This is a genomic window from Nocardioides sp. P4_G4, from assembly GCF_056401085.1.
In genome coordinates this window covers 22,841-42,067 of sequence record NZ_JBFUKA010000030.1, presented here as the reverse complement: position 1 = coordinate 42,067, position 19,227 = coordinate 22,841, and the positions used below count along the sequence as shown (strand labels likewise).

Below are 19,227 nucleotides of genomic sequence, written 5' to 3'. Positions count from 1 at the left end.
CATCGCGGCGAGCGCCCTGCAGCCCGGCGACCTGGTCTTCTACTACAGCCCGATCAGCCACGTCGGCATGTACATCGGCAACGGCATGATCGTGCACGCGGCCAACCCGGGCACCGGTGTCGCGGTGGCGGGCCTGTACTCGATGCCCTTCGTCGGCGCGGTCCGCCCTGGCTGACAGCTCGACCTCGAGGACCGGTCACCCACGCCTGTGGGTGGCCGGTCTTTCGCTGTTCGCGGCCCTTGCGGTCGTCGTCGCCCTGCTCGTCGGCCAGCGTGGGGACACCCACCTGGCCACTCCCGGCGCTCCCGCCGTGGACGGGCCACGGCCCGGTGCGGCGGCGGCGACCCTGCACCTGCTCGAGGAGGCCGTCGGGTCGCAGGACCCGGATGCGGCACGTGCCCTCGCACCGTCGGACGACAGCGTCGCGCGCACCCTGCTGGCCTCGGTCGCCGACAACGCCGGGGCCCTCGACGTCACGGACTTCTCCGCGCGGTACGTCGACGAGACCGGCGCCGGCGCCGGCGATGGCTCGTGGACGGCCGAGGTGGCGCTCACGTGGGCCTTCGGGGGCTTCGACCGACGGCCTGCCAGTGCGGAGGTGGCCGTCACCTTCGTCTCGGACGGCGACACGGTGTCCATCCGCCGCTTCGGTGGCGTCGGCGACGGTGTCGAGCCGCTGTGGTTGCAGGGCGCCGTGGCGGTGCGCCGTACCGGCACCACGCTGGTGGTGGTGTCCGCGGTGCGGCCGGGAGCCGGCCGGGAGGTCGCGACGTACGCCCGCCGGGTCGCACGGGGGATCGAGGTCGTGCGCCGCGTGCTGAYGGACTGGCGCCCGTCGGTGGTCGTCGAGGTGCCGTCCTCGGCCTCGGCGCTCGACGCCACCCTCGATGCGGCCGACGGGACCTACGCCGGCATCGCCGCCGTGACCACCACGGTCGACGGGTCGGGGCGGACCGGGGCGCCGGTCCACGTCTTCGTCAACCCCGACGTGACCCGCGGACTCAGGGGCGCCGGGGCGCAGGTCGTGATGAGCCACGAGCTCGCCCACGTCGCGACGGGTGCCGCCACCAGCGCGGTGGACCTGTGGCTGCTCGAGGGCTTCGCCGACTACGTGGCGCTGCGGGACGTGCCGCTGCCGCTGTCCACCACCGCGGGCCGTGCCGCCGAGCTGGTACGCCGTGACGGCCTGCCCCGCAGCCTGCCCGGCCCGGAGGAGCTCGACACCCGGGCCACCGACCTCGAGGCGGCCTACGAGCTGGCGTGGCTGGCCTGTGACACCCTCGCCGAGCAGGTGGGGGAGCAGGCCCTCCTGGACATCTACCGCCGGGCCTCGGCAGGGATGCCCCTGGCCGCCGCCCTGCGCCGTCACGGCGCCACCGTCGAGGGTCTCGTCGAGCGGTGGCGGGACCGGCTGGCCACGTTGGCGTCGTGACGGGCTGGCTACGTTGACGTCGTGACCGGGTGGAGCGAGCGACGTACGGCGGCGACCGTCACGGCGGTCGCCGGGCTCGCCCTCGTGGTGCTCGCGGTCGTGCTGGTGCCGTGGCACCCGGTCCCGGGAGGATCGCGGCCGCCGGTCGATGCCCACGACCTCTTCACCGCCGAGCAGCTGGCGCGTGCCGAGACCTACGCCCGCTGGAGCCGGTTGTGGGGCTGGAGCGGCCTCGGGGTGTCCCTCGCGGTCACGTGCGCGCTGGGCTTCAGCCGCTGGGGGCGCCGGCTGGTCGACCGGTTGCCGGGCCCCTGGTGGGTGCAGGCCGTGCTGGCGGTCCTCGGCCTCGGGCTCGTCGGCCGTCTCGTGACCCTGCCGTTCTCGGTCGCGAACCACCGCCACCGGCTCGGCTACGGGCTCACCACGCAGACGGCGGCCGGCTTCGCGGGCGACGTCGTCCGCAGCGAGCTGGTGGGAGCGGTCAGCACCTCGATCGGCGTGCTGGTGTTGCTTGCGATCGCCCGGCGCTGGAGGCGCGCCTGGACCGCCGTCGCGGGCCTCGTCATGGCCGGGCTGGTGGTCGTCGCGTCGTTCGCCTACCCGCTGGTGGTGGAGCCCGTCTTCAACCACTTCGAGTCGCTGCCGGCAGGTGAGCTGCACACCGGGATCCTGCAGCTGGCGGACACCGAGGGGGTGCCGGTCGACGAGGTGCTGGTCGCCGACGCGTCCCGGCGCACGACGTCGCTGAACGCCTACGTCTCCGGGTTCGGCGGCACCCGGCGGGTGGTCGTCTACGACACGCTCGTCGAGTCGCTGCCGCAGGACCAGGCGCTCAGCGTGATCGCCCACGAGCTGGCGCACGCGCGCCACGACGACGTGATCGTCGGCACGGTGCTCGGTGCCCTCGGGGCGGCGGCCGGAGTGGGGTTGCTCGGCCTGTTGATCGGGTCCCGGCTCAACCGTGGGGGAGCGCGGGCGGGAGATGCGGCGGTCGTGCCGTTCGTGCTGGCGGCCCTGGCGGTGGGGACGCTGCTGTCCAGCCCGGTCCAGGCGGGGATCAGCCGGCAGATCGAGACGCGGGCCGACGTCGAGGCCCTGGTCGCGACGCGTGACCCGGATGCGTTCGTGCAGGTGCAGCGCACGTTGGCGCTGCGGTCGATCGCGGATCCCATCCCACCGGCGTGGTCACAGTGGTGGKGGGGAAGTCATCCGACGGTGCTGGAGCGGGTGGCGCTGGCGAAGCGGTGAGAACCGGGGACCGCCAGTCAGAGACCGGCCATCACGGGCGAGAAGAGCGCCGCGACCTGGGCGCCGAAGGTGGTGACGGACCCTGCGATCACCACGGCGATCATCGTGCACATGATCGCGTACTCGGTGGCCGTGRCGCCGTCGTCGTCCCGCCGGGGAGGCGTGAGGTTCATGGGGGTGTCCGTTCGCGGGGGGTGCGGAGAAACGGCGAAGGCCGGCGCCGCCGAGGGCGACGCCGGCCTTCCGTGGCTGACTCAGGTCAGAGCGAGCCGGAGATCTGGGTGAAGAGGCCGTTTAGCTTGCCACCGAGGGCGCCGACGGTACCGATGATCGCGACCGCGATGAGGGCGACCATCAGGCCGTACTCGACGGCGGTGGCGCCCTTGTCGTCGCGCTTGGCGAGCATGAGGGTCAGGAAGTTCTCGATGATCTGCATGATGAATCCTCTGGATGGCAGTGATGAGTCCGGATGTGTCCGAGTCCAGGAGGACCCGTCGATGACAATCTTGGACTTTCGGCGACCGTGCCGAATCGGGTGATCGGACGTACGTGGGTAGTTCGATGTGACTAGCGCAGATCCTCACCAGGACCGGCCCCGCATGGTCCTGCCGGGCGGGGCGTGCACGCTGTCCGGGAACGCCGAAGGCCGGCGTCGCACACGCGACGCCGGCCTTCGGTGGAGATGGGATCAGAGCGAGCCGGAGATCTGGGTGAAGAGGTCGTTCAGCTTGCCGCCGAGGGCGCCGACGGTGCCGATGATCGCCACGGCGATGAGGGCGACCATCAGGCCGTACTCGACGGCGGTGGCGCCCTTGTCGTCGCGCTTGGCGAGCATGAGGGTCAGGAAGTTCTCGATGAGCTGCATGGTGCTTCCTCGGGGTCGTGGTGACGAACGGAGACGGGGGCCTTGACCCGAGAGGCCCTCACGCCCGATTGTCCGGGCCGCCGCACAGGAGCACGTCGGACGGTCGGCTCGACCCCGCTGGTCCTTTGTGACCACCTCACCGCAGCCCGGATGGATGGCGGGAGTGGTCAGAACTGCTGCGGGGAGAGGTGGTCCAGGAGACCCATCCGCATCGCGGTGACCAGCGCCTGCGCCCGGTTGGCGGCGCCGAGCTTCTGGTAGATGTGCGTGATGTGCGTCTTCGCGGTGGACTCGCTGAGGTAGAGCCGTCCCGCGATCTCGCCGGTCCCGAGCCCGTCCGCCAGCAGTGCGAGCACTTCCTCCTCGCGCCCGGAGAGCTTCGGCGTCACCGGCGCGGTGGCCCGGCGCATCATGGCAGCACTCAGGGCCGAGCACAGGAAGGTGCGAGGGGCGACTGCGGCGTGCTTGGCGGCGCTGATGACCTCGGTGGCGCGACGGTCCTTGCCGACGAAGCCCGAGGCACCCGCCTCCATGGCGGCGAAGATCTGGTCGTCGCCCGCGTGCATGGTGAGGACCACGACTCCGGCGGTGTCGTTCACCGCGCGGATGGCGCGTACGACGTCGAGGCCGTGGCCGTCCGGGAGCTGGAGGTCGGTCACCACCACGTCGGGGTCGAGCTCACCGAAGGCCGCGACGGCCTCGGCCACGCTTCCGGCCTGGCCGACGACGGTCATGTCCTCGTCGCGCTCGAAGGCTCGGGCGAGGCCCTGGCGGATCAGCTCGTGGTCATCGACGAGAAGGACTGTGGTGCTCATGTGAGCGGTTCCCTTCGGGTAGCGCGGCGTGGCGGGTCTGGAGGCGGACGACGGTGCCGCCGTCGTGCCGCGGGATGATGCGCAGGTCGGCACCGACGGTCTCGGCCCGCTCCCGCATGGTCTGGAGGCCCCAGTGACGTTCCTTCGGCAAGGCGTTGCCGACCCCGTCGTCCTCGATCTCGAGCCGCACGCACGAGCCGTCCGAGACGAGGGTGACCCACAGGTTGGTCGCGTGAGCGTGCCGGCGCACGTTGCCGATGGCCTCCTGCGCGATCCGGAGGAGCTCCATCTCGGTGCGCGAGGGCAGAGCCGGTCCGGACTCGTCGAGGAGGAGGTGGACACGCAGGTCGCTCCCGTGACTTACCTCGCGGACGTATTCGGCGAGCGCCCCTGAGAGGCGGTGGTCGGCGATCTCGTGGCGGAGGTCGAAGATGGAGAAGCGCAGCTCGGTGACGACCCGGCTGATCTCCTCGCGCAGCGACGAGGCCAGCTCCTGGGTCTGGCGCTGGTCGGAGACGGACTCGATCTCGTCGACGATGTAGCCGAGGGCGACGATCTCCTGTGCCACCCCGTCGTGCATCTCCCGAGCGATCCTGTTGCGCTCCTCAGCGGTGGCCATGAGGCGTACGTCGTCGAAGAGGACCGCGGTGTCCAGGCGCAGGACGAACTCGTCGGCGATGGCCTGGGCCTGCTCTCGCAGCACGTCGTTCCACCCCGCGTCGCGCACCAGGACGACGGAGCCGAGCTGGTGCTCCCCGCGGTGGAGCCACACCGTCAGGATGCTCGGGTCGGTCTGGGCGGAGGCCCCGGCGGGGGGTGCGACGACGCCGTCGCCGAACGACGAGAGCAGGTCGGGCTCGGACCGTCGCCCGCGGACGAAGACGGCGGACCGGTCGGCGCCCGTGGCGGAGCGCAGGGCGGTCTCCAGCTCCGCCGCGAGCTGGACGCTGTCCAGACCGACCGCTCCGCGGCTGGCCAGGGTGTGGAGCTGCGACACCAGCTGGTTGGCCGTGGCGTACGGCGCCTGGCGGGTCTCGAGCTCGCGCATGGAGCGGGACTGCCAGCTGGCCAGCAACCCGACCCCCATCCCGATGACCAGCCAGGGGGCCGACTCGGTGATCCGGTCCCGCATCAGTGCCGCGGGAGTCATCAGGGCCAGGGTGGACAGGGTGGTGGCGACGAGGACGACTGCGGCGTTGACCGTGGTCACCCAGCCGTGCCGCACGCCTGCCGCGATGGGCGGAACGCTCAGGTAGACGAGCAGGCTCGGCTGAGAGGGGGCGCTGGCCAGCAGGACCCCGATGAGCAGTGCCTCGCCGACCGGGATCCACGGACGGCTGAGCCGGGGCGCGTTCCACTCGAGGGCCGACGACACCCCCGCCACCAGCGTGATCGCGGCGAGCAGGGGGGCCACCTCGCGGGCCGACCCGGCACCGAGCGCGGTGCCGAGGGCCAGGGAGAGCGCAAACGCGCGCACCGCAGTCGTGACCCGCCATGGGGTCAGCGCTGGGCTCGGTGGAGTGTGGACGGGAGGTACGGTACGCGACCGCATCGTCACTGTCCGGTGGCGGAGAACGTCTGCACGATCTGGATGCCGGCGGGACCGAGGATCACGATGAAGAGGCAGGGGAGGATGAAGAGCACGAGCGGGATCATGATCCGCACCGGCACCTGCTGCGCCTTCTCCTCGGCGCGCTGGCGGCGCATGGTCCGCATCTCCTGGCTCTGGATCCGCAGGACCCGTCCGATCGGGATGCCGAGACTGTCGGCCTGCACCATGGCCAGGCAGAAGGACTTGAGGTCGCCCAGCGAGGTGCGCTCGGCCATGGCGCGCATGGCCTCGGTGCGTCCCACGCCGATCTGCATCTCCTGGAGCAGTCGGGCGAACTCCTGGGAGAGCGGGCCCTTGGTGTTCTTCGCGACCCGGCTGACGGCTGCGTCGAACCCGAGCCCGGCCTCGACCGAGACGGTGAGCAGGTCGATGGCGTCCGGGAGGGCGTTGCGCATCAGGGACTCACGCTTGCTGCCGGCGTTGTAGAGCAGCACGTTGGGCAGCACATAGCCGAAGGCGGCGGCGGCCAGCGTCGCCAGGACCACCCGGTAGAAGGGCCAGCCGAAGCCCAGCAGGTACAGGAAGCCCACGGAACCCAGGACCGACATGCCCAGGAACTTGAGACCGATGAGCCGGTTCACGTCCCACGCCGGCGGGTTGCCGGCGATGTCGAGGCGGTACTGGAGTCGCTGGGCGGTGTCCGCACGCACGAGGCGGCGACCGATGTCCACGAAACGGTCACCCAGGGGACCCAGGACGCGCTCCGCGAAGGGTCGCTCGAGCTCCTCCTTGAGCACGTCCGGAGCGGAGTCGATCGCCTGGACGGCGGCGATCGAGCGGGCCACTCCCCGACGTTCGCTGGTGGCGACCCCGATGAGGGACAACGAGAGTGCCAGGGCGACGAAGAGGAAGCCGGCACCGAGGAGCAGGGTCATCGAGCTGGACATGGATCAGACCTCGACCTTCGCGAGTCGGGACATGGCGAACGTGCCGATTCCGAGCAGTCCTGCTGCGGCGGCGAGGAGCAGGGCTCCGGGGAAGGTGGTGTAGAGCACCTCCATGTACGAGCGGTTGACGAAGTACATGTACACGGCGATCAGCGGAGGCAGCCCGGTCAGGATGTAGCCCGACAGGCGACCTTCCGCGCTCAGGGCGCGGACCTGGCGCCGGAGGTACTCGCGTTCGCGCAGGGTCTCGGCGACGGTGTGCAGGATCTCGGCGAGGTTGCCACCGACCTCGCGCTGGATGCGGATGGCCATGACCACCCAGCCGAAGTCCTCGCTGTCCATCCGCTGCCCCACCCCCTCGAGGGCGTCCGAGATGTCGATGCCGAGGCGCTGCTCGACCAGGGCACGGCGCAGCTCGCCCGCCATGGGCTCGTGCCCCTCGCGCACCACCGTGTCCACTGCCTGGGGGAGTGACAGGCCGGCCTGCAGCCCACCGGCCATGAGGCCCAGGGTCTGGGCCAGCTGCCCGTTGAACGTGTTGAGGCGGCGACGGTGGCGCCACTTGAGGTAGACCCAGGGGATCGCCACGCCACCGAGGAGACCGATGACGCCCAGCACCCCTCCGCCCATCAGGAAGCCGACCGCGGCAGCGCCGACAGCGATGCCGGCGTGGAGGAGGACCCACTCGGCCGCGGTGAGGGCCGAGCCCGCGCCGGCCAGGCGCTGGGAGATGCGAGTCTCGAGGTCGGCGTTGACGACCTTGGAGGTCATCGCGACGGCGGACTCCTTCAGGTCGGCGGAGCCGGAGCCGGAGGCACGTCGCTTGCCGCTCTTGCCTCCCGCGCCGCCCTCGAAGTAGGCGTCGAGGCGTCGCTCGGCGGAGGACTTGCCGGGCGACGCGAGCACCATGGTGAGCAGTCCGACGAGGCCGAGGAACACTGCGAGAGCGCCGGCGAGCATCACCGGCTTGCTGACGAGGGCCTTGCCCCGGTCGACGACCTGCGGAGCCGAGGCGCCGCCTGAGTCGAGGGTCACGAAGGCGGAGTCGACGTACGTCGTCCCGCCGGCCTCGGCGCTGACGGTGATGGTCGCCTCGCCGTCGACGTCGGAGGGCGAGTCGAAGGTGAGCAGGAGCTGCTCGGCGAGGGCGTCGGCCTGCGCGGTGAAGACGGCGCCCAGTGCCGCGGGGTCGGCGGGGATGACCGCGCCGCCCGTGTCCTGGGCGAGGGCAGCGAGGGACCCGGCCTTGTCGGCCGTGCCGATGGAGACGACGTCGACGACGACTCCCGCCTCCTTGGCGTCGTTGATCGCCACGGCGAGGGTCGCGTTGCTGCTCGTGTCGGCGCCGTCGGACAGGACGAGGAGCGAGCGGGAGCCCTCGTCGCCGGCGAGGTCGACTCCAGCCCGGATGGCGTCGTAGACCCCGGTGCCCTTCGAGAGGGTCACCGCGTCGAGGGCAGTGGCGACCGAGGCGTGGTCCGTGGTCGGCTCGATCGAGTCGACCACCTCACCGGCGAAGGTGACCATGCCGATGGTCACGTCCTCCGGGGCGGCCTCGAGGTAGGCGCCGACGGCGGCCGTTGCGGCGTCGAACTTGCCGTTGGCGGCCATGCTGTTGCTGGCGTCGAGCACGAGCACCGTGGAACGTGAGATGTCACCGGCGGCCACGGTCTTGGCCTGCGACTCGACCTGGCGACCGTCCACCTCGACCACGACGCCGGCCGGGTCGACGGTGCCGCTCGGGACGCCGTCCACGGACAGCACCATGGAGACGGTGCCGTCGGCGGTCTCGACGTGGTCGATAGTGATCTCGTCGGCCGCGTGAGCCGGTAAGGCGAGTGCGAACGTGCCCAGGGCAGCGAGGACGGCGGGGACGACGAGACGACGCGTCCGAGATCGCGACGTCATCAGAGTCCGCCCCCGGTGGCGAAGATGGAYGGGTCGACGTGGACGCCGTGGTCCGTGAGCCGCTCGAGGAAGCGTGGGCGCAGGCCCATCGACTTGAGGCCACCCTTGAACTTGCCGTTCTCGTCGACGCCGGCGGCGTAGTCGAAGAGGAACACGTCCTGGGTGGTGATGATGTCGCCCTCCATGCCCACGATCTCGGTGATGGCGGTGATCCGACGCGTGCCGTCCTTGAGACGGGTCTGCTGGATGATCAGGTCGACCGCGCTGGAGACCTGCTCGCGGATGGCACGGACCGGCAGGTCCATGCCCGCCATGAGGACCATGGTCTCGAGGCGGGCGAGCGCGTCGCGCGGGGTGTTGGCGTGCAGGGTCGAGATCGAGCCGTCGTGACCGGTGTTCATGGCCTGGAGCATGTCGAGTGCGGCGGCGTCACGGATCTCGCCGACCACCACCCGGTCGGGGCGCATGCGGAGCGAGTTCTTGACGAGGTCGCGGATGGTGACGGCGCCCTTGCCCTCGATGTTGGCCRGTCGGGACTCGAGGCGCAGCACGTGGTCCTGGTGCAGCCTCAGCTCGGCGGCGTCCTCGATGGTGACGATCCGCTCGTCGTGCGGGATGAACGAGGAGAGCACGTTGAGGGTGGTCGTCTTGCCGGCGCCGGTGCCGCCCGACACCAGGATGTTGAGGCGACCCTTGACGCAGCCCTCGAGGAGGTTGGCCGAGGGCCGGGTGAGGGATCCGAAGTTGATCAGGTCCTCGACCGTGTAGGGGTCCTCGGAGAACTTCCGGATGGTGAGCTTGGAGCCGTCGAGCGCCAACGGCGGGATGATGGCGTTGACGCGGCTCCCGTCCGGGAGGCGGGCGTCACACATGGGGCTGGTCTCGTCGACGCRTCGACCGATCTTGCTGACGATCTTGTCGATCGTGCGGCGCAGGTGGGCCTCGTCGTTGAACGCCGCGTCGGTCTTGACCAGCTTGCCGCTGCGCTCGATGTAGATGCTGTTGAAGGCGTTGACCATGACCTCGGACAGATCGGGGTCGCGCAGCAGCGGCTCGATCGGCCCGTAGCCCAGGATGTCGTCGGCGATCTCCTGCGAGACCCGGGCGCGGTCGGCGCTCGACATCGGCTGGTCGGTCTCGGCGATCGCCGTCTGCAGGGCGAAGTGCACCTGCTGCTCGAGCTCGGACTGGGTCATGTGCGCGTCGTACAGCTTGGGACCGAGGGTCTCGACCAGGCGGGCGTGCACGAGTCGCTTCACGTCGCCGAAGGGGTCCCGTCCGGCAGTCTTCTTGCCGACCTCCGCCGAGGTGCGCGCGGCCAGGGAGGTGCCGGCCGGAGGTGCGGYAGCCTCCGCAGCCGCGGCCGCGGAGGCGTCGACGGTCGCCACGGGGCCGGCGTGCTGCCCGTTGAGCTGGGAACGGTTGCGCTGTGCGGCTGCGATCCGATCGGTGAGACTCATGTCAGGACCTCCTCAGGCGGCGCCGGGACGCCTTCTTGACCGATGGGTTCTCCGCGGTGGCGAACGTCGTCGCGAAGTCCACGAGAGCCTTGCTGTTGGCGTGGCCGGGATAGGCACGCACCAGTGCCTCGCCCCGGTTGACGGCGGCCAGGACCTCTCGGCTGGACACCAGGGTGGCGTCGGCCTTGATGCCCAGGGTCGACTCGAACTCGTCCACCGTGAGGCCGACCTTGCCGTCGGCCCGGTTGAGGACGAACTTCCAGGTGTCCCGGCTGAAGTTGAGCAGGTCGAGCGTCCCGGTCGCCAGCTTGAGGGCCTTGAGCGCGGGGATGTCGAGGGTGCCGACCAGCACGATGGTGTCGGTCCGGTCCAGGGCCGTGAGGGCGTTGTCGTCGAAGACGCCCGACGTGTCCACCACGATGAAGTCGAACATGCCCTTGAGCACGTCCATCATGGCGCCGATGTCGGTGGCCGCCGCGTGGTCGGGGGAGTCGAGCCGGACGGGCGCCGCGACCAGCGAGAGCCGGTCGGACGCCGTGGTCAGGATCGAGCTGAGGGCCTCGGGGTCGAACTGCCCGCCGAACGCCACGAGGTCGTTGATCGTGCGTGTCGGGGTGAGCTGGAGCATGATCGCCACGTCGCCGCTGTTGACGTCGAGGTCGACCAGGCAGACGTGGTGGCCCTGCTCGCTGAGGGCCACGCCGAGGTTGGTGGCCACCAGGCTCTTGCCCACGCCACCCTTGGTGGAGAAGACCGTGATGACCTTCGCCTGGGGGGCATCGGCGGCGGCCTGGGCCGCGGCACGCGCCTCGCCGGCCTCGGCCAGGGCGGCATCGGCGGCCGCCCGGGCGTCCTCCTCCAGCGCCTGGGAGATCTCCTTGGCGACGCTGCGGGCCCGGTGCACGGCGGTGGTGAGGCCCGCCAGGTCGCGCGCCTCGACCACCTCGCGCATGCCGCTGCGGAGGGCCGCCGTGAGCGTCTCGCTGTCGACGCCGTGGCGGAGCAGGATGACGCCCAGGTCCGGCCGGTTGATCCGGGCGTGCCGGGCGAAGTCCATGGCGTCGTCCACGGCCACCGACGGACCCAGCACGACGGCGAACTCGTGCGGGCTGGCGTCGAGGTGCGCCTTGAGCTCCGCCATGCTGGTCGTCGCGGTGGAGCCGTGGAGCATCGCGTTCATGATGCCGAGCTGCCCGACGTCGGGCTCGAGGATGGTGGTCACGGCTTGGTCCTGAAGGCGCCGGGCATGATGTCGGCCGCGCTGACACCGGCGTTGGCACTGACCTGCGAGTCACCGGTCAGCAGGGCGAAGGAGATGTCGCCGTTGCGGTCGGCGTAGATGAGCTTCTCCGCCTGCTCCTGGTCGACGGCGACCGTGAGGATGGTGCGGGCCACCTGCTCGGTCTCCTCACCCTCCTCGCTGGTGGTCGTCTTCGCGGCGATGCTCGTGGTGCCGACGCCGACCACCTCGACGTTGGGCAGCAGCAGCCCGGTGTACTGCGGGAGCTTCTGCTCCTTGCCGTCCGGCTTGTAGAGGACCGGGTCGGCCGAGACGAAGATCGCGACCTTGGAACCGGGGTTGACGAAGCCGGCGACGCGCTCGGGGTCGGTGAGCTCGACGGAGACGGCCAGCTTGTCGTCGGGGATCACCAGGGTGCCTGCGTCACCGACGTTGGCGAACTTCTTGGCGAGGATCTGCTCACCCGGGAAGATCGCGTTGATGGCGACCAGGTCGGCGATCGAGCTCGTGGACGTGAGAGCGCCCTCGACGAGGTCCTCGCGACGGACCTCGGACTTCTCGAACTTGCCCGCCTCCTGGGCGGCGGTGACGTCCTCGCCCGGGTCGATGGTCTCGGTCGCGGTGAGCACCTCGACGAGCTCTTGACCGGCGGTGGCACGGGAGTCGATGCCCTGGACGTAGAGAACGATCAGTGACGTGCCGACCAGGGCGATCAGGACGGCGACGATGAGGAGAACGGAACGACGGGCCATGAGGCGATCCTTCGCAGAGCAGTGACCGGGGGTTCTGGGAAGTGCTTCAGGTGTGGTGCCCTGCGGGAGAGGTCCCAGATCCCTTCCCAGTGCGCGAATCTAGGCACGGCGCAGCGGCCTCGTGGGCTAAACCGAACAAACCGCCCAGAGGTGGCCCGGACACCACCCGATATGACTAGTCGGCGCGCCTGCCGAGTAGTCCTGACGGACGGCGGCCGGCGTCGTGCTATGTGGCCCCGTCAGGACAGGTAGAGGGCCTCGACGTGCTCGCGGAACTCACGCATGACGACGTTGCGCTTGAGCTTGAGGCTGGGCGTCAGGTGCCCGCCCTCCTCGGTCCACTCGTCCCGCAGAATGGTGAATTTGCGGATCGCCTCCGCCTTGGAGACGGCCTTGTTGGCGTCCTCGACGGCCGCCTCGATCGCGGCATGCAGGTCGGGGTCGTCGAGCAGGTCGTCGAGGTCGCCGGACTTGCCGTGCGCCTCGGCCCACGCAGGGAAGGACTCGCGGTCGATCGTGACGAGCGCGGCGATGAACGGCTGCCCGTCACCGACGACCATGCACTGGTCGACGAGCGCGTGGGCGCGCAGTCGGTCCTCCAGCACGGCAGGGGCGACGTTCTTGCCACCCGCGGTCACCAGGATCTCCTTCTTGCGTCCGGTGATGCGGACGAAGCCCTCGTCGTCGACCTCGCCGACGTCCCCGGTGTGGAACCAGCCCTCACGGGACAGTGCCTCGTGGGTGGCCTCCTCGTTGCGCCAGTAGCCGGCGAAGACCTGGCCGCCGCGGAACAGCAGCTCGCCGTCGTCGGCCACGCGCACGGACGTGCCTGGGAGGGGACGGCCGACGGTGCCGATCTTCTGGGCGTCGGGAAGGTTCACGGTGAGCGCCGCCGTCGTCTCGGTCAGTCCGTACCCCTCCAGGACGGTCACCCCGATGCCCCGGTAGAAGTGGCCGAGCCGGTCACCGAGCGGAGCCCCGCCGGAGACGGCGTACTGGCAGTTGCCGCCCAGGGCGGTGCGCAGCTTTCCGTAGACCAGCCGGTCGAACACGGCGTGCTGCGCCTTGACGCGCCACGGGACCCGGCCCGAGTCCTGGGCCCGCGACCAGGCGATGGCCGTCTCCGCGGCGCGGTCGAAGATCTTGCCGCGGCCGTCGGCCGTCGCGCGCTGGGAGGCACTGTTGAAGACCTTCTCGAAGACGCGCGGCACGGCCAGGATGAACGTCGGCTGGAAGACCTCGAGGTCGCCCAGCAGGTTCTTGATGTCGGCGCTGTGCCCGACCCGGACGCGCTTCTTGATCGCGCCGACCTGGATGATGCGGGCGAACACGTGTGCCAGCGGGAGGAACAGGAGCGTCGAGGCGCCCTCGGTGTCGAAGAGGTGGTGCAGCTCGTCGGTCGCCACGCCCAGCTCGAACATGAAGTTGCCGTGGGTGAGCATGCAGCCCTTGGGTCGGCCGGTGGTGCCACTGGTGTAGATCAGCGTCGCGAGGTCGAGGGGCGTCACGGACGTACGACGCTCCTCGAGCGCCTCGTCGGAGATGTCCTGGCCCAGCCGGCCGAGCACGTCGACGGCGTTGTCGTTGATGGACCAGACGTGGTTGAGGTCGTCGCCGGCCCCGGCCTGTCGCGCCTCGTTGACGCGGGCCAGGTGCTCCTTGCCCTCCGCGACGACGGCCTTGGCACCGGAGTCGGTCAGGATCCAGGCGACCTGTTCCGCGGAGGAGGTCTCGTAGACGGGGACGGTGGCGGCTCCGGCGAACCAGATCGCGTAGTCCAGCAGCGTCCACTCGTAACGGGTCTTGGAGATCAGCGCGACCCGGTCTCCCGGCTCGATGCCCGCCGCCATGAGTCCCTTGGCCACGGCGCTGACCTCCGCGAGGAACTCCGTCGCCGTGACGTCGCTCCACTCCCCGTCGACCTTGCGGTTGAAGACCACGGCGTCCGCGGCCTCGCGGGCGTTCGCGACGACGTCGTCGGTCAGGTTGCCCGTAGCGGGGATCTCGATGGTCAGGGGCGTGGAGAACTCACGCAACGTCGGCCTCCTCAAGCGCGGTGGTCCGGGCAGGCTATCGCTGCCTCCGGGTCCCCGTCGTCGCGGTCCGGGCGAGGCGCGGTTCCGGTAGGGGTGAGGCGTGGTTCCGGTAGGGTCGCCGCATGGCCGAGCAGACCACTTCGTCGATCCTGATCGATGCCCCCCCGACGGCCGTCATGACGGTGATCGCGGACTTCGAGTCCTACCCCTCGTGGGCCAAGGGCGTGAAGACCGCACGCGTGGTGGAGCCCGACGCGCTCGGAGGCGACCGCGCCGAGCAGGTCTACTTCGAGCTCGACGTCTCGCCCATCAAGGACGAGTACACCCTCGCCTACGACTGGGACGGCGACCGTGAGGTCACCTGGACCCTCGTGGAGGGCAAGATGCTCAAGGCGCTCGACGGCGCCTACGAGCTCCGCGACCTCGGCAACGGCTCGACCGAGGTGACCTACCGCCTCGCCCTGGACGTCTCGATCCCGCTCATCGGGATGCTCAAGCGCAAGGGCGAGAAGATCCTCATCGACACGGCTCTCAAGGGGCTGAAGAAGCGCGTCGAGACGCGCTGACCGCGCCTCGTCCCTGACCTCCCACGGCCTCGATCTCCCACGGTGCGCATCCTCCTCTTCACAGGCAAGGGCGGCGTCGGCAAGTCGACCGTCGCAGCCGGTACGGCGGCCCTGGCCGCCGCCGCCGGCCACCGCACGCTGGTGTTGTCCACCGACACCGCCCATTCCCTCGCGGACGCGTTCGGCGTCGAGATCRGCGCAGAACCCGTCCGCGTCGCTCCCGACCTGCACGTGCAGCAGGTCGACGCGCAGCTGCGGTTCCAGCAGTCCTGGGCCGACATCCAGCGCTACCTCGTCAGCGTCCTCGACGTCGCCGGGGTGGATCGCGTCGCGGCCGAGGAGCTCGCGGTACTTCCCGGTGCCGAGGAGGTCCTCGCGCTGCTGGAGCTGCGCGTGCACGCCCTGTCGGGGGAGTGGGACGTCATCGTCGTGGACTGCGCCCCGACCGCCGAGACGCTGCGGCTGCTCGCGCTCCCCGAGGCCCTGGGGTGGTACATGGATCGCGTCCTTCCCGCGGAGCGACGCATCGTCAAGGCCATGCGACCCGTGCTGAGCCGAGCCGCGGGGGTCCCGATGCCCACCGACACCGTCTTCGACGCCCTCCAGCGGCTGCACGCCGAGCTCGACGAGGTGCACGCGCTGCTCACCGGCCCGGCGTCGACCGTCCGGGTGGTGCTCACGCCGGAGTCCGTCGTCCTGGCCGAGGCCCGGCGTTCGTTCACCATGCTGTCGCTCTTCGGCTACCGGGTCGACGGAGTGGTGGTCAACCGCATCTTCCCCGACACGGACGCCGACGAGTGGCGGGCCGGTTGGATCCGGTCGCAGCAGGCCGTCCTGGCCGAGGTGGCCCAGTCGTTCGCCGGGATGCCGCTGTGGCGCTCGCTCTACCGGGGCACCGAGCCGGTGGGCGTCGACGCGCTGCGCGAGCTGGCCGGCGAGGTGTACGACGACGCGGACCCGCTCGCCGTACCGACCGGCCCGGGGCCGTTCACGATGAGCCGCACGCCGACGGGAGCGCTCCTCGGCCTGACCCTGCCGCACGTCTCGCGGGACGAGGTGGACCTCGCGCGCCACGGCGACGAGCTGGTGGTGACGGTGGGGTCGTATCGTCGCCTCCTGACCCTTCCGTCGGGGCTGGCCCGACACCGGGTCGCCGGGGCCCGCGTGCAGGACGGCGTCCTGCAGGTGAGGTTCGAGGAGGAGACGGCGTGACGCGGCAGGACAGCGAGCCCGATGACGACCACGCGCGCGACCCGGAGGTCGGCAGCCTGGCCGAGGAGACCGCCAAGCTGCTCGGCGCACTGTCCGGCTGGGCCCGTGAGCACGGGGCCGACGTCGGCGACACGGCCGGCGGTCTCGCCGACCACCTCGTCGACCAGGTCTCCGGCGCCGCCCACCAGGTCGACGAGCACCTGGCGACGGGCGCACCCGAGTGCACGGTGTGCCCGATCTGCCGGACGGTGCACGTGGTCCGGCAGCTGAACCCCGAGGTCAGGGCGCACCTCGCCGTGGCGGCCTCGTCGCTGGTGCAGGCCGCGGCCGGACTGCTCGCGACGGTCGTGCCCGATGCCGACGACGCCCCCGACGAGCCGGACCGCCGCTCGCGGCGCGGCAGTGGTCGTCGTACCGAGACTGTGGAGAAGATCGTCCTCGACGAGGACTGGCCCGAGGAGGACTCGTGAGCACCAGTGGACTGGCGTGCGGCATCGACGTCGGCGGCACCAAGATCGCCGGTGGTGTCGTCGACGCCGACGGGCGCATCGTGGAGGAGCTGAAGGTCGAGTCACCGGCCGAGGACGTCGAGGCCATCGAGCGCGCCATCGCCGGGCTGGTCACCGAGCTGAGCTCGCGCCACGACGTCACCTGCGTCGGCGTCGGCGCGGCGGGGTACGTCGACAACACCCGCTCGCGTGTCTACTTCGCCCCCAACCTGGCCTGGCGCGACATCGACCTCAAGGCCGAGCTCGAGCAGCACGTGGACCTGCCGGTGGTGATCGAGAACGACGCCAACGCAGCGGCGTGGGGCGAGTTCCGATTCGGTGCTGGCGCCGCCGTGGACGACTTCCTGCTCGTGACGGTCGGCACCGGTGTCGGCGGCGGCATCGTGCTGGGCGGTGAGCTGCACCGCGGCGCCTTCGGCGTCGCCGCGGAGATCGGCCACATGCGCGTCGTCCCGGGTGGGGTCATGTGCGGCTGCGGCAACCGCGGCTGCCTGGAGTCCTACGGCTCCGGCACGGCCCTCGTGCGCGCGACCCGTGAGGCCGCCCAGGGGCCGTCGCTGCTGGCCCGCGACCTCATCGACCGAGCCGGCGGGGACCCCACGGCCATCGACGGTCCGATGATCACCGCGGCCGCCCAGGCGGGCGACCCGTTCGCGATCGACCAGCTCGCCGACCTCGGCACCTGGCTGGGCGAGGGCATCGCGTCCCTCGCGGCGGTCCTCGATCCCGCGACCGTCGCCATCGGGGGAGGGGTCAGCGAGGCGGCCGACCTGCTCCTCGAGCCGATCCGGACCGCCTTCCGGCGCCAGCTCACCGGTCGGGGGCACCGGCCGGTCGCCGACGTCGTCCTGGCGGAGCTCGGCAACAAGGCCGGACTCATCGGCGCCGCGGACCTCGCCCGGCGCTGACGGCCGGGCTGCGCCGGGTGGTCGCGGGACCGTCAGTTGCTGAGGCGGGTCCGTCGGACGCCGCCATCGCAGCCGGTCGTGCTGCCGAGGGAGCAGCCCGAGTCCTCGTTGGAACCGGAGGCGCTGAGCTGCACGTACTTGATGATCAGGTAGTTGACCTGGTTGCCGGCAGGGTCGTCCCCGGCGTACATGTTGCTCGGGAGACCGGCGCACTCGCCCGATGCGGAGTGGTACTTCTCGTTCTGGCTGAAGTGGTAGCCGCAGATGACGGCACCGAGCAGCTTGTAGATCGGGAACGTGGCGTTGTTGCCGTTGCCGTCGATGGTGGTCGACGTGCACTGTGGTGGGGCGCAGAAGACCGGGAAGACGGCCTTGACCTGGTTGTCCACGAGGAACTTCCAGGAATCCGCGACCTGGCCCGAGTCGAGGTTTCCGGGGTTGGACTCCAGGCACCCGCCTTCGGGGGTCGTGTTGCCGAGGCATGCCGCGGTCAGCGTGTTCGTGAGCTGTCCGGAGGTCTGAGTGCTCGTCTGCCCGGAGACGATGGACGCCCCCTTGGGGCACCCGTCGCGGACCTGGGCAACCATGACGCTGGTCGAGTTCGAGGGATTGCCGGGGCAGTCGACGGTCCACCAGGCGCCGGATGCGTTGCCGCACGAGGGAGGCGCGTCCTTGGGGTAGTCGAGACGCACGAACGGCCCGGTGGTCAGCTGCGTGGAGCACATGGCCAGCGGCCGCATGCGGGTGCTGGTGTGCGGGCCGACCTCGACCACGGCCTGCGCCCGGCGCTGGGAGGTCATGGTGTTGCTCCCGCCGGCCAACGGTCCGAACGCCGACGACGTGGTGCCCTTGAGGCCGTAGTTCACGACGACCGCGGACTTGGCCGTGTTGCAGTCGACGCTCCACTCGGTCTCGACCGACGAGGGCAGGTACGTCTCACGGTTCTTGGCGCTGTACTGGGTGGCGGCGGCATGAGCGGCAGCGACGGCGACGGCGTTGCCCTTCACGACGTCACAGGTCCCGGGGTAGCCGGCCAGCACCTGCGCGGCCGCCAGGGCGCCCGCGTCGGCGGCCTTCTGGAGGTTCCGCTTGGCCATCCAGGCCTGACCGAAGTCGACGGTGAAGCCGCTCAGCACCAGGAGGACGGACGCCATCAGGGCGACGATGACGACGGTGGCCCCCCGGTCGTCGCGGTCGCGCCCGCTCACGAGTACTCGCATACGTATTCACCCCTGCTCTGCCAGTCGATCTTCTTCGGGATGCCCGGAACGAGCCACGGGAAGAGGAAGGTGGAGGTGAAGGTGCCGGTGGCCGCCACCGGGGTGCCGAAGGCCGTGCCCTTGCAGGCGCCCACGGTGATCGTGGCCACGGAGCTCGTTCCGCCGATGGCGGAGTTGTTGAAGGTCGTGACCCCGGCGGCCTGGAGCTGTGCTTGGGTCTGGCCGGTGTCGACCGCGGCCGACCGAGCCGTCTCGCGCACGGCGTTGTCGAGGGCCAGCTTCTGCGAGAAGGCGAAGCCGAAGTTGATGATCCCGCCCAGGATCAGGAGCAGGACAGGCACGATGAGCGCGAACTCCAGCGCCGCAGCCCCGCGTTCACCACGCCCACGACGTGAGAGCACTGTGCGCATTACGACCCCTCGATCACATCTCCGGCGGATATCAGATCGAGAGTAGGGAGCCCGGGGACCACCCGACAGGCGTGTGGCGCGAAATGACCCGACTGACCATCCGCACTAGTCACTTCGGGCCATGCGCGAGGTCCATGCGGTCTGGA

General features: G+C 70.7%; 20 protein-coding genes. 7 read left to right on the top strand and 13 right to left on the bottom strand.

What is annotated here, in order from left to right; all coding sequences use genetic code 11:
• The first annotated feature begins 1 nt into the window (after position 1).
• From AC1DQF_RS09125 to AC1DQF_RS09115, 3 genes are read left to right on the top strand one after another with little or no spacing between them, the layout of a single operon-like run.
• On the top strand, positions 2-175 hold the full coding sequence (locus AC1DQF_RS09125; protein ID WP_477524905.1) for a C40 family peptidase: 174 nt from the start codon (positions 2-4) through the stop codon (positions 173-175).
• A 37-nt stretch (positions 176-212) separates the two neighbouring features.
• A complete protein-coding gene (locus AC1DQF_RS09120; protein ID WP_477524903.1) occupies positions 213-1,433 on the top strand; it encodes a hypothetical protein in 1,221 nt (406 codons plus the stop codon).
• A gap of 21 nt (positions 1,434-1,454) precedes the next feature.
• Complete coding sequence (locus tag AC1DQF_RS09115; RefSeq protein WP_477524902.1) at positions 1,455-2,681, top strand: M48 family metallopeptidase; 1,227 nt, start codon at positions 1,455-1,457, stop codon at positions 2,679-2,681.
• Between the two features lie 17 nt (positions 2,682-2,698).
• Here the strand turns inward: AC1DQF_RS09115 and AC1DQF_RS09110 are convergent, their stop codons facing one another.
• From AC1DQF_RS09110 to AC1DQF_RS09060, 11 genes are all read right to left on the bottom strand, one after another.
• Complete coding sequence (locus tag AC1DQF_RS09110) at positions 2,699-2,854, bottom strand: Flp family type IVb pilin (protein WP_477524901.1); 156 nt, start codon at positions 2,852-2,854, stop codon at positions 2,699-2,701.
• A gap of 86 nt (positions 2,855-2,940) precedes the next feature.
• Positions 2,941-3,117 (bottom strand): Flp family type IVb pilin, encoded by a 177-nt coding sequence (locus AC1DQF_RS09105; RefSeq protein WP_477524900.1) that lies wholly within the window; start codon positions 3,115-3,117, stop codon positions 2,941-2,943.
• A gap of 252 nt (positions 3,118-3,369) precedes the next feature.
• On the bottom strand, positions 3,370-3,546 hold the full coding sequence (locus tag AC1DQF_RS09100) for a Flp family type IVb pilin (protein ID WP_477524899.1): 177 nt from the start codon (positions 3,544-3,546) through the stop codon (positions 3,370-3,372).
• A 167-nt stretch (positions 3,547-3,713) separates the two neighbouring features.
• The gene (locus AC1DQF_RS09095) at positions 3,714-4,361 is read right to left on the bottom strand and encodes a response regulator (protein WP_477524898.1); all 648 of its coding nucleotides are present in this window, start codon (positions 4,359-4,361) and stop codon (positions 3,714-3,716) included.
• Positions 4,333-5,838 (bottom strand): sensor histidine kinase, encoded by a 1,506-nt coding sequence (locus tag AC1DQF_RS09090; RefSeq protein WP_477524897.1) that lies wholly within the window; start codon positions 5,836-5,838, stop codon positions 4,333-4,335. The genes AC1DQF_RS09095 and AC1DQF_RS09090 overlap by 29 nt, the downstream gene beginning before the upstream one ends.
• Before the next feature lie 77 nt (positions 5,839-5,915).
• The gene (locus tag AC1DQF_RS09085) at positions 5,916-6,860 is read right to left on the bottom strand and encodes a type II secretion system F family protein (RefSeq protein ID WP_477524896.1); all 945 of its coding nucleotides are present in this window, start codon (positions 6,858-6,860) and stop codon (positions 5,916-5,918) included.
• 3 nt (positions 6,861-6,863) lie between these two features.
• Positions 6,864-8,768 carry a type II secretion system F family protein gene (locus AC1DQF_RS09080; protein WP_477524895.1) on the bottom strand — a complete coding sequence of 635 codons (1,905 nt, stop codon included), beginning with the start codon at positions 8,766-8,768 and terminating at the stop codon, positions 6,864-6,866.
• Entirely contained in the window at positions 8,768-10,228 is a 1,461-nt protein-coding gene (locus tag AC1DQF_RS09075) for a CpaF family protein (RefSeq protein ID WP_477524894.1), read from the bottom strand. The genes AC1DQF_RS09080 and AC1DQF_RS09075 overlap by 1 nt, the downstream gene beginning before the upstream one ends.
• Position 10,229: 1 nt before the next feature.
• The gene (locus tag AC1DQF_RS09070; protein WP_477524893.1) at positions 10,230-11,450 is read right to left on the bottom strand and encodes a CpaE/TadZ family protein; all 1,221 of its coding nucleotides are present in this window, start codon (positions 11,448-11,450) and stop codon (positions 10,230-10,232) included.
• The gene (gene cpaB, locus AC1DQF_RS09065; RefSeq protein ID WP_477524892.1) at positions 11,447-12,220 is read right to left on the bottom strand and encodes a Flp pilus assembly protein CpaB; all 774 of its coding nucleotides are present in this window, start codon (positions 12,218-12,220) and stop codon (positions 11,447-11,449) included. Before cpaB ends, AC1DQF_RS09070 begins: the two co-directional genes overlap by 4 nt.
• A gap of 239 nt (positions 12,221-12,459) precedes the next feature.
• Complete coding sequence (locus AC1DQF_RS09060) at positions 12,460-14,256, bottom strand: AMP-dependent synthetase/ligase (RefSeq protein WP_477524891.1); 1,797 nt, start codon at positions 14,254-14,256, stop codon at positions 12,460-12,462.
• 122 nt (positions 14,257-14,378) lie between these two features.
• On the opposite strand from AC1DQF_RS09060, the gene AC1DQF_RS09055 reads away from it, so the two are divergent.
• From AC1DQF_RS09055 to AC1DQF_RS09040, 4 genes are read left to right on the top strand one after another with little or no spacing between them, the layout of a single operon-like run.
• Positions 14,379-14,822 carry an SRPBCC family protein gene (locus tag AC1DQF_RS09055; RefSeq protein ID WP_477524890.1) on the top strand — a complete coding sequence of 148 codons (444 nt, stop codon included), beginning with the start codon at positions 14,379-14,381 and terminating at the stop codon, positions 14,820-14,822.
• Between the two features lie 42 nt (positions 14,823-14,864).
• Positions 14,865-16,034, top strand: coding sequence for an ArsA family ATPase (locus AC1DQF_RS09050; protein ID WP_477524889.1), 1,170 nt, complete (start codon positions 14,865-14,867; stop codon positions 16,032-16,034).
• Positions 16,031-16,504, top strand: coding sequence for a hypothetical protein (locus tag AC1DQF_RS09045; protein ID WP_477524888.1), 474 nt, complete (start codon positions 16,031-16,033; stop codon positions 16,502-16,504). The genes AC1DQF_RS09050 and AC1DQF_RS09045 overlap by 4 nt, the downstream gene beginning before the upstream one ends.
• Entirely contained in the window at positions 16,501-17,451 is a 951-nt protein-coding gene (locus tag AC1DQF_RS09040; protein ID WP_477524887.1) for an ROK family glucokinase, read from the top strand. The genes AC1DQF_RS09045 and AC1DQF_RS09040 overlap by 4 nt, the downstream gene beginning before the upstream one ends.
• A 32-nt stretch (positions 17,452-17,483) precedes the next feature.
• On the opposite strand, the gene AC1DQF_RS09035 is transcribed toward AC1DQF_RS09040, so the two are convergent.
• On the bottom strand, positions 17,484-18,659 hold the full coding sequence (locus AC1DQF_RS09035) for a TadE/TadG family type IV pilus assembly protein (protein WP_477524886.1): 1,176 nt from the start codon (positions 18,657-18,659) through the stop codon (positions 17,484-17,486).
• Entirely contained in the window at positions 18,656-19,081 is a 426-nt protein-coding gene (locus AC1DQF_RS09030) for a TadE/TadG family type IV pilus assembly protein (RefSeq protein ID WP_477524885.1), read from the bottom strand. Before AC1DQF_RS09030 ends, AC1DQF_RS09035 begins: the two co-directional genes overlap by 4 nt.
• Positions 19,082-19,227 lie beyond the last annotated feature (146 nt).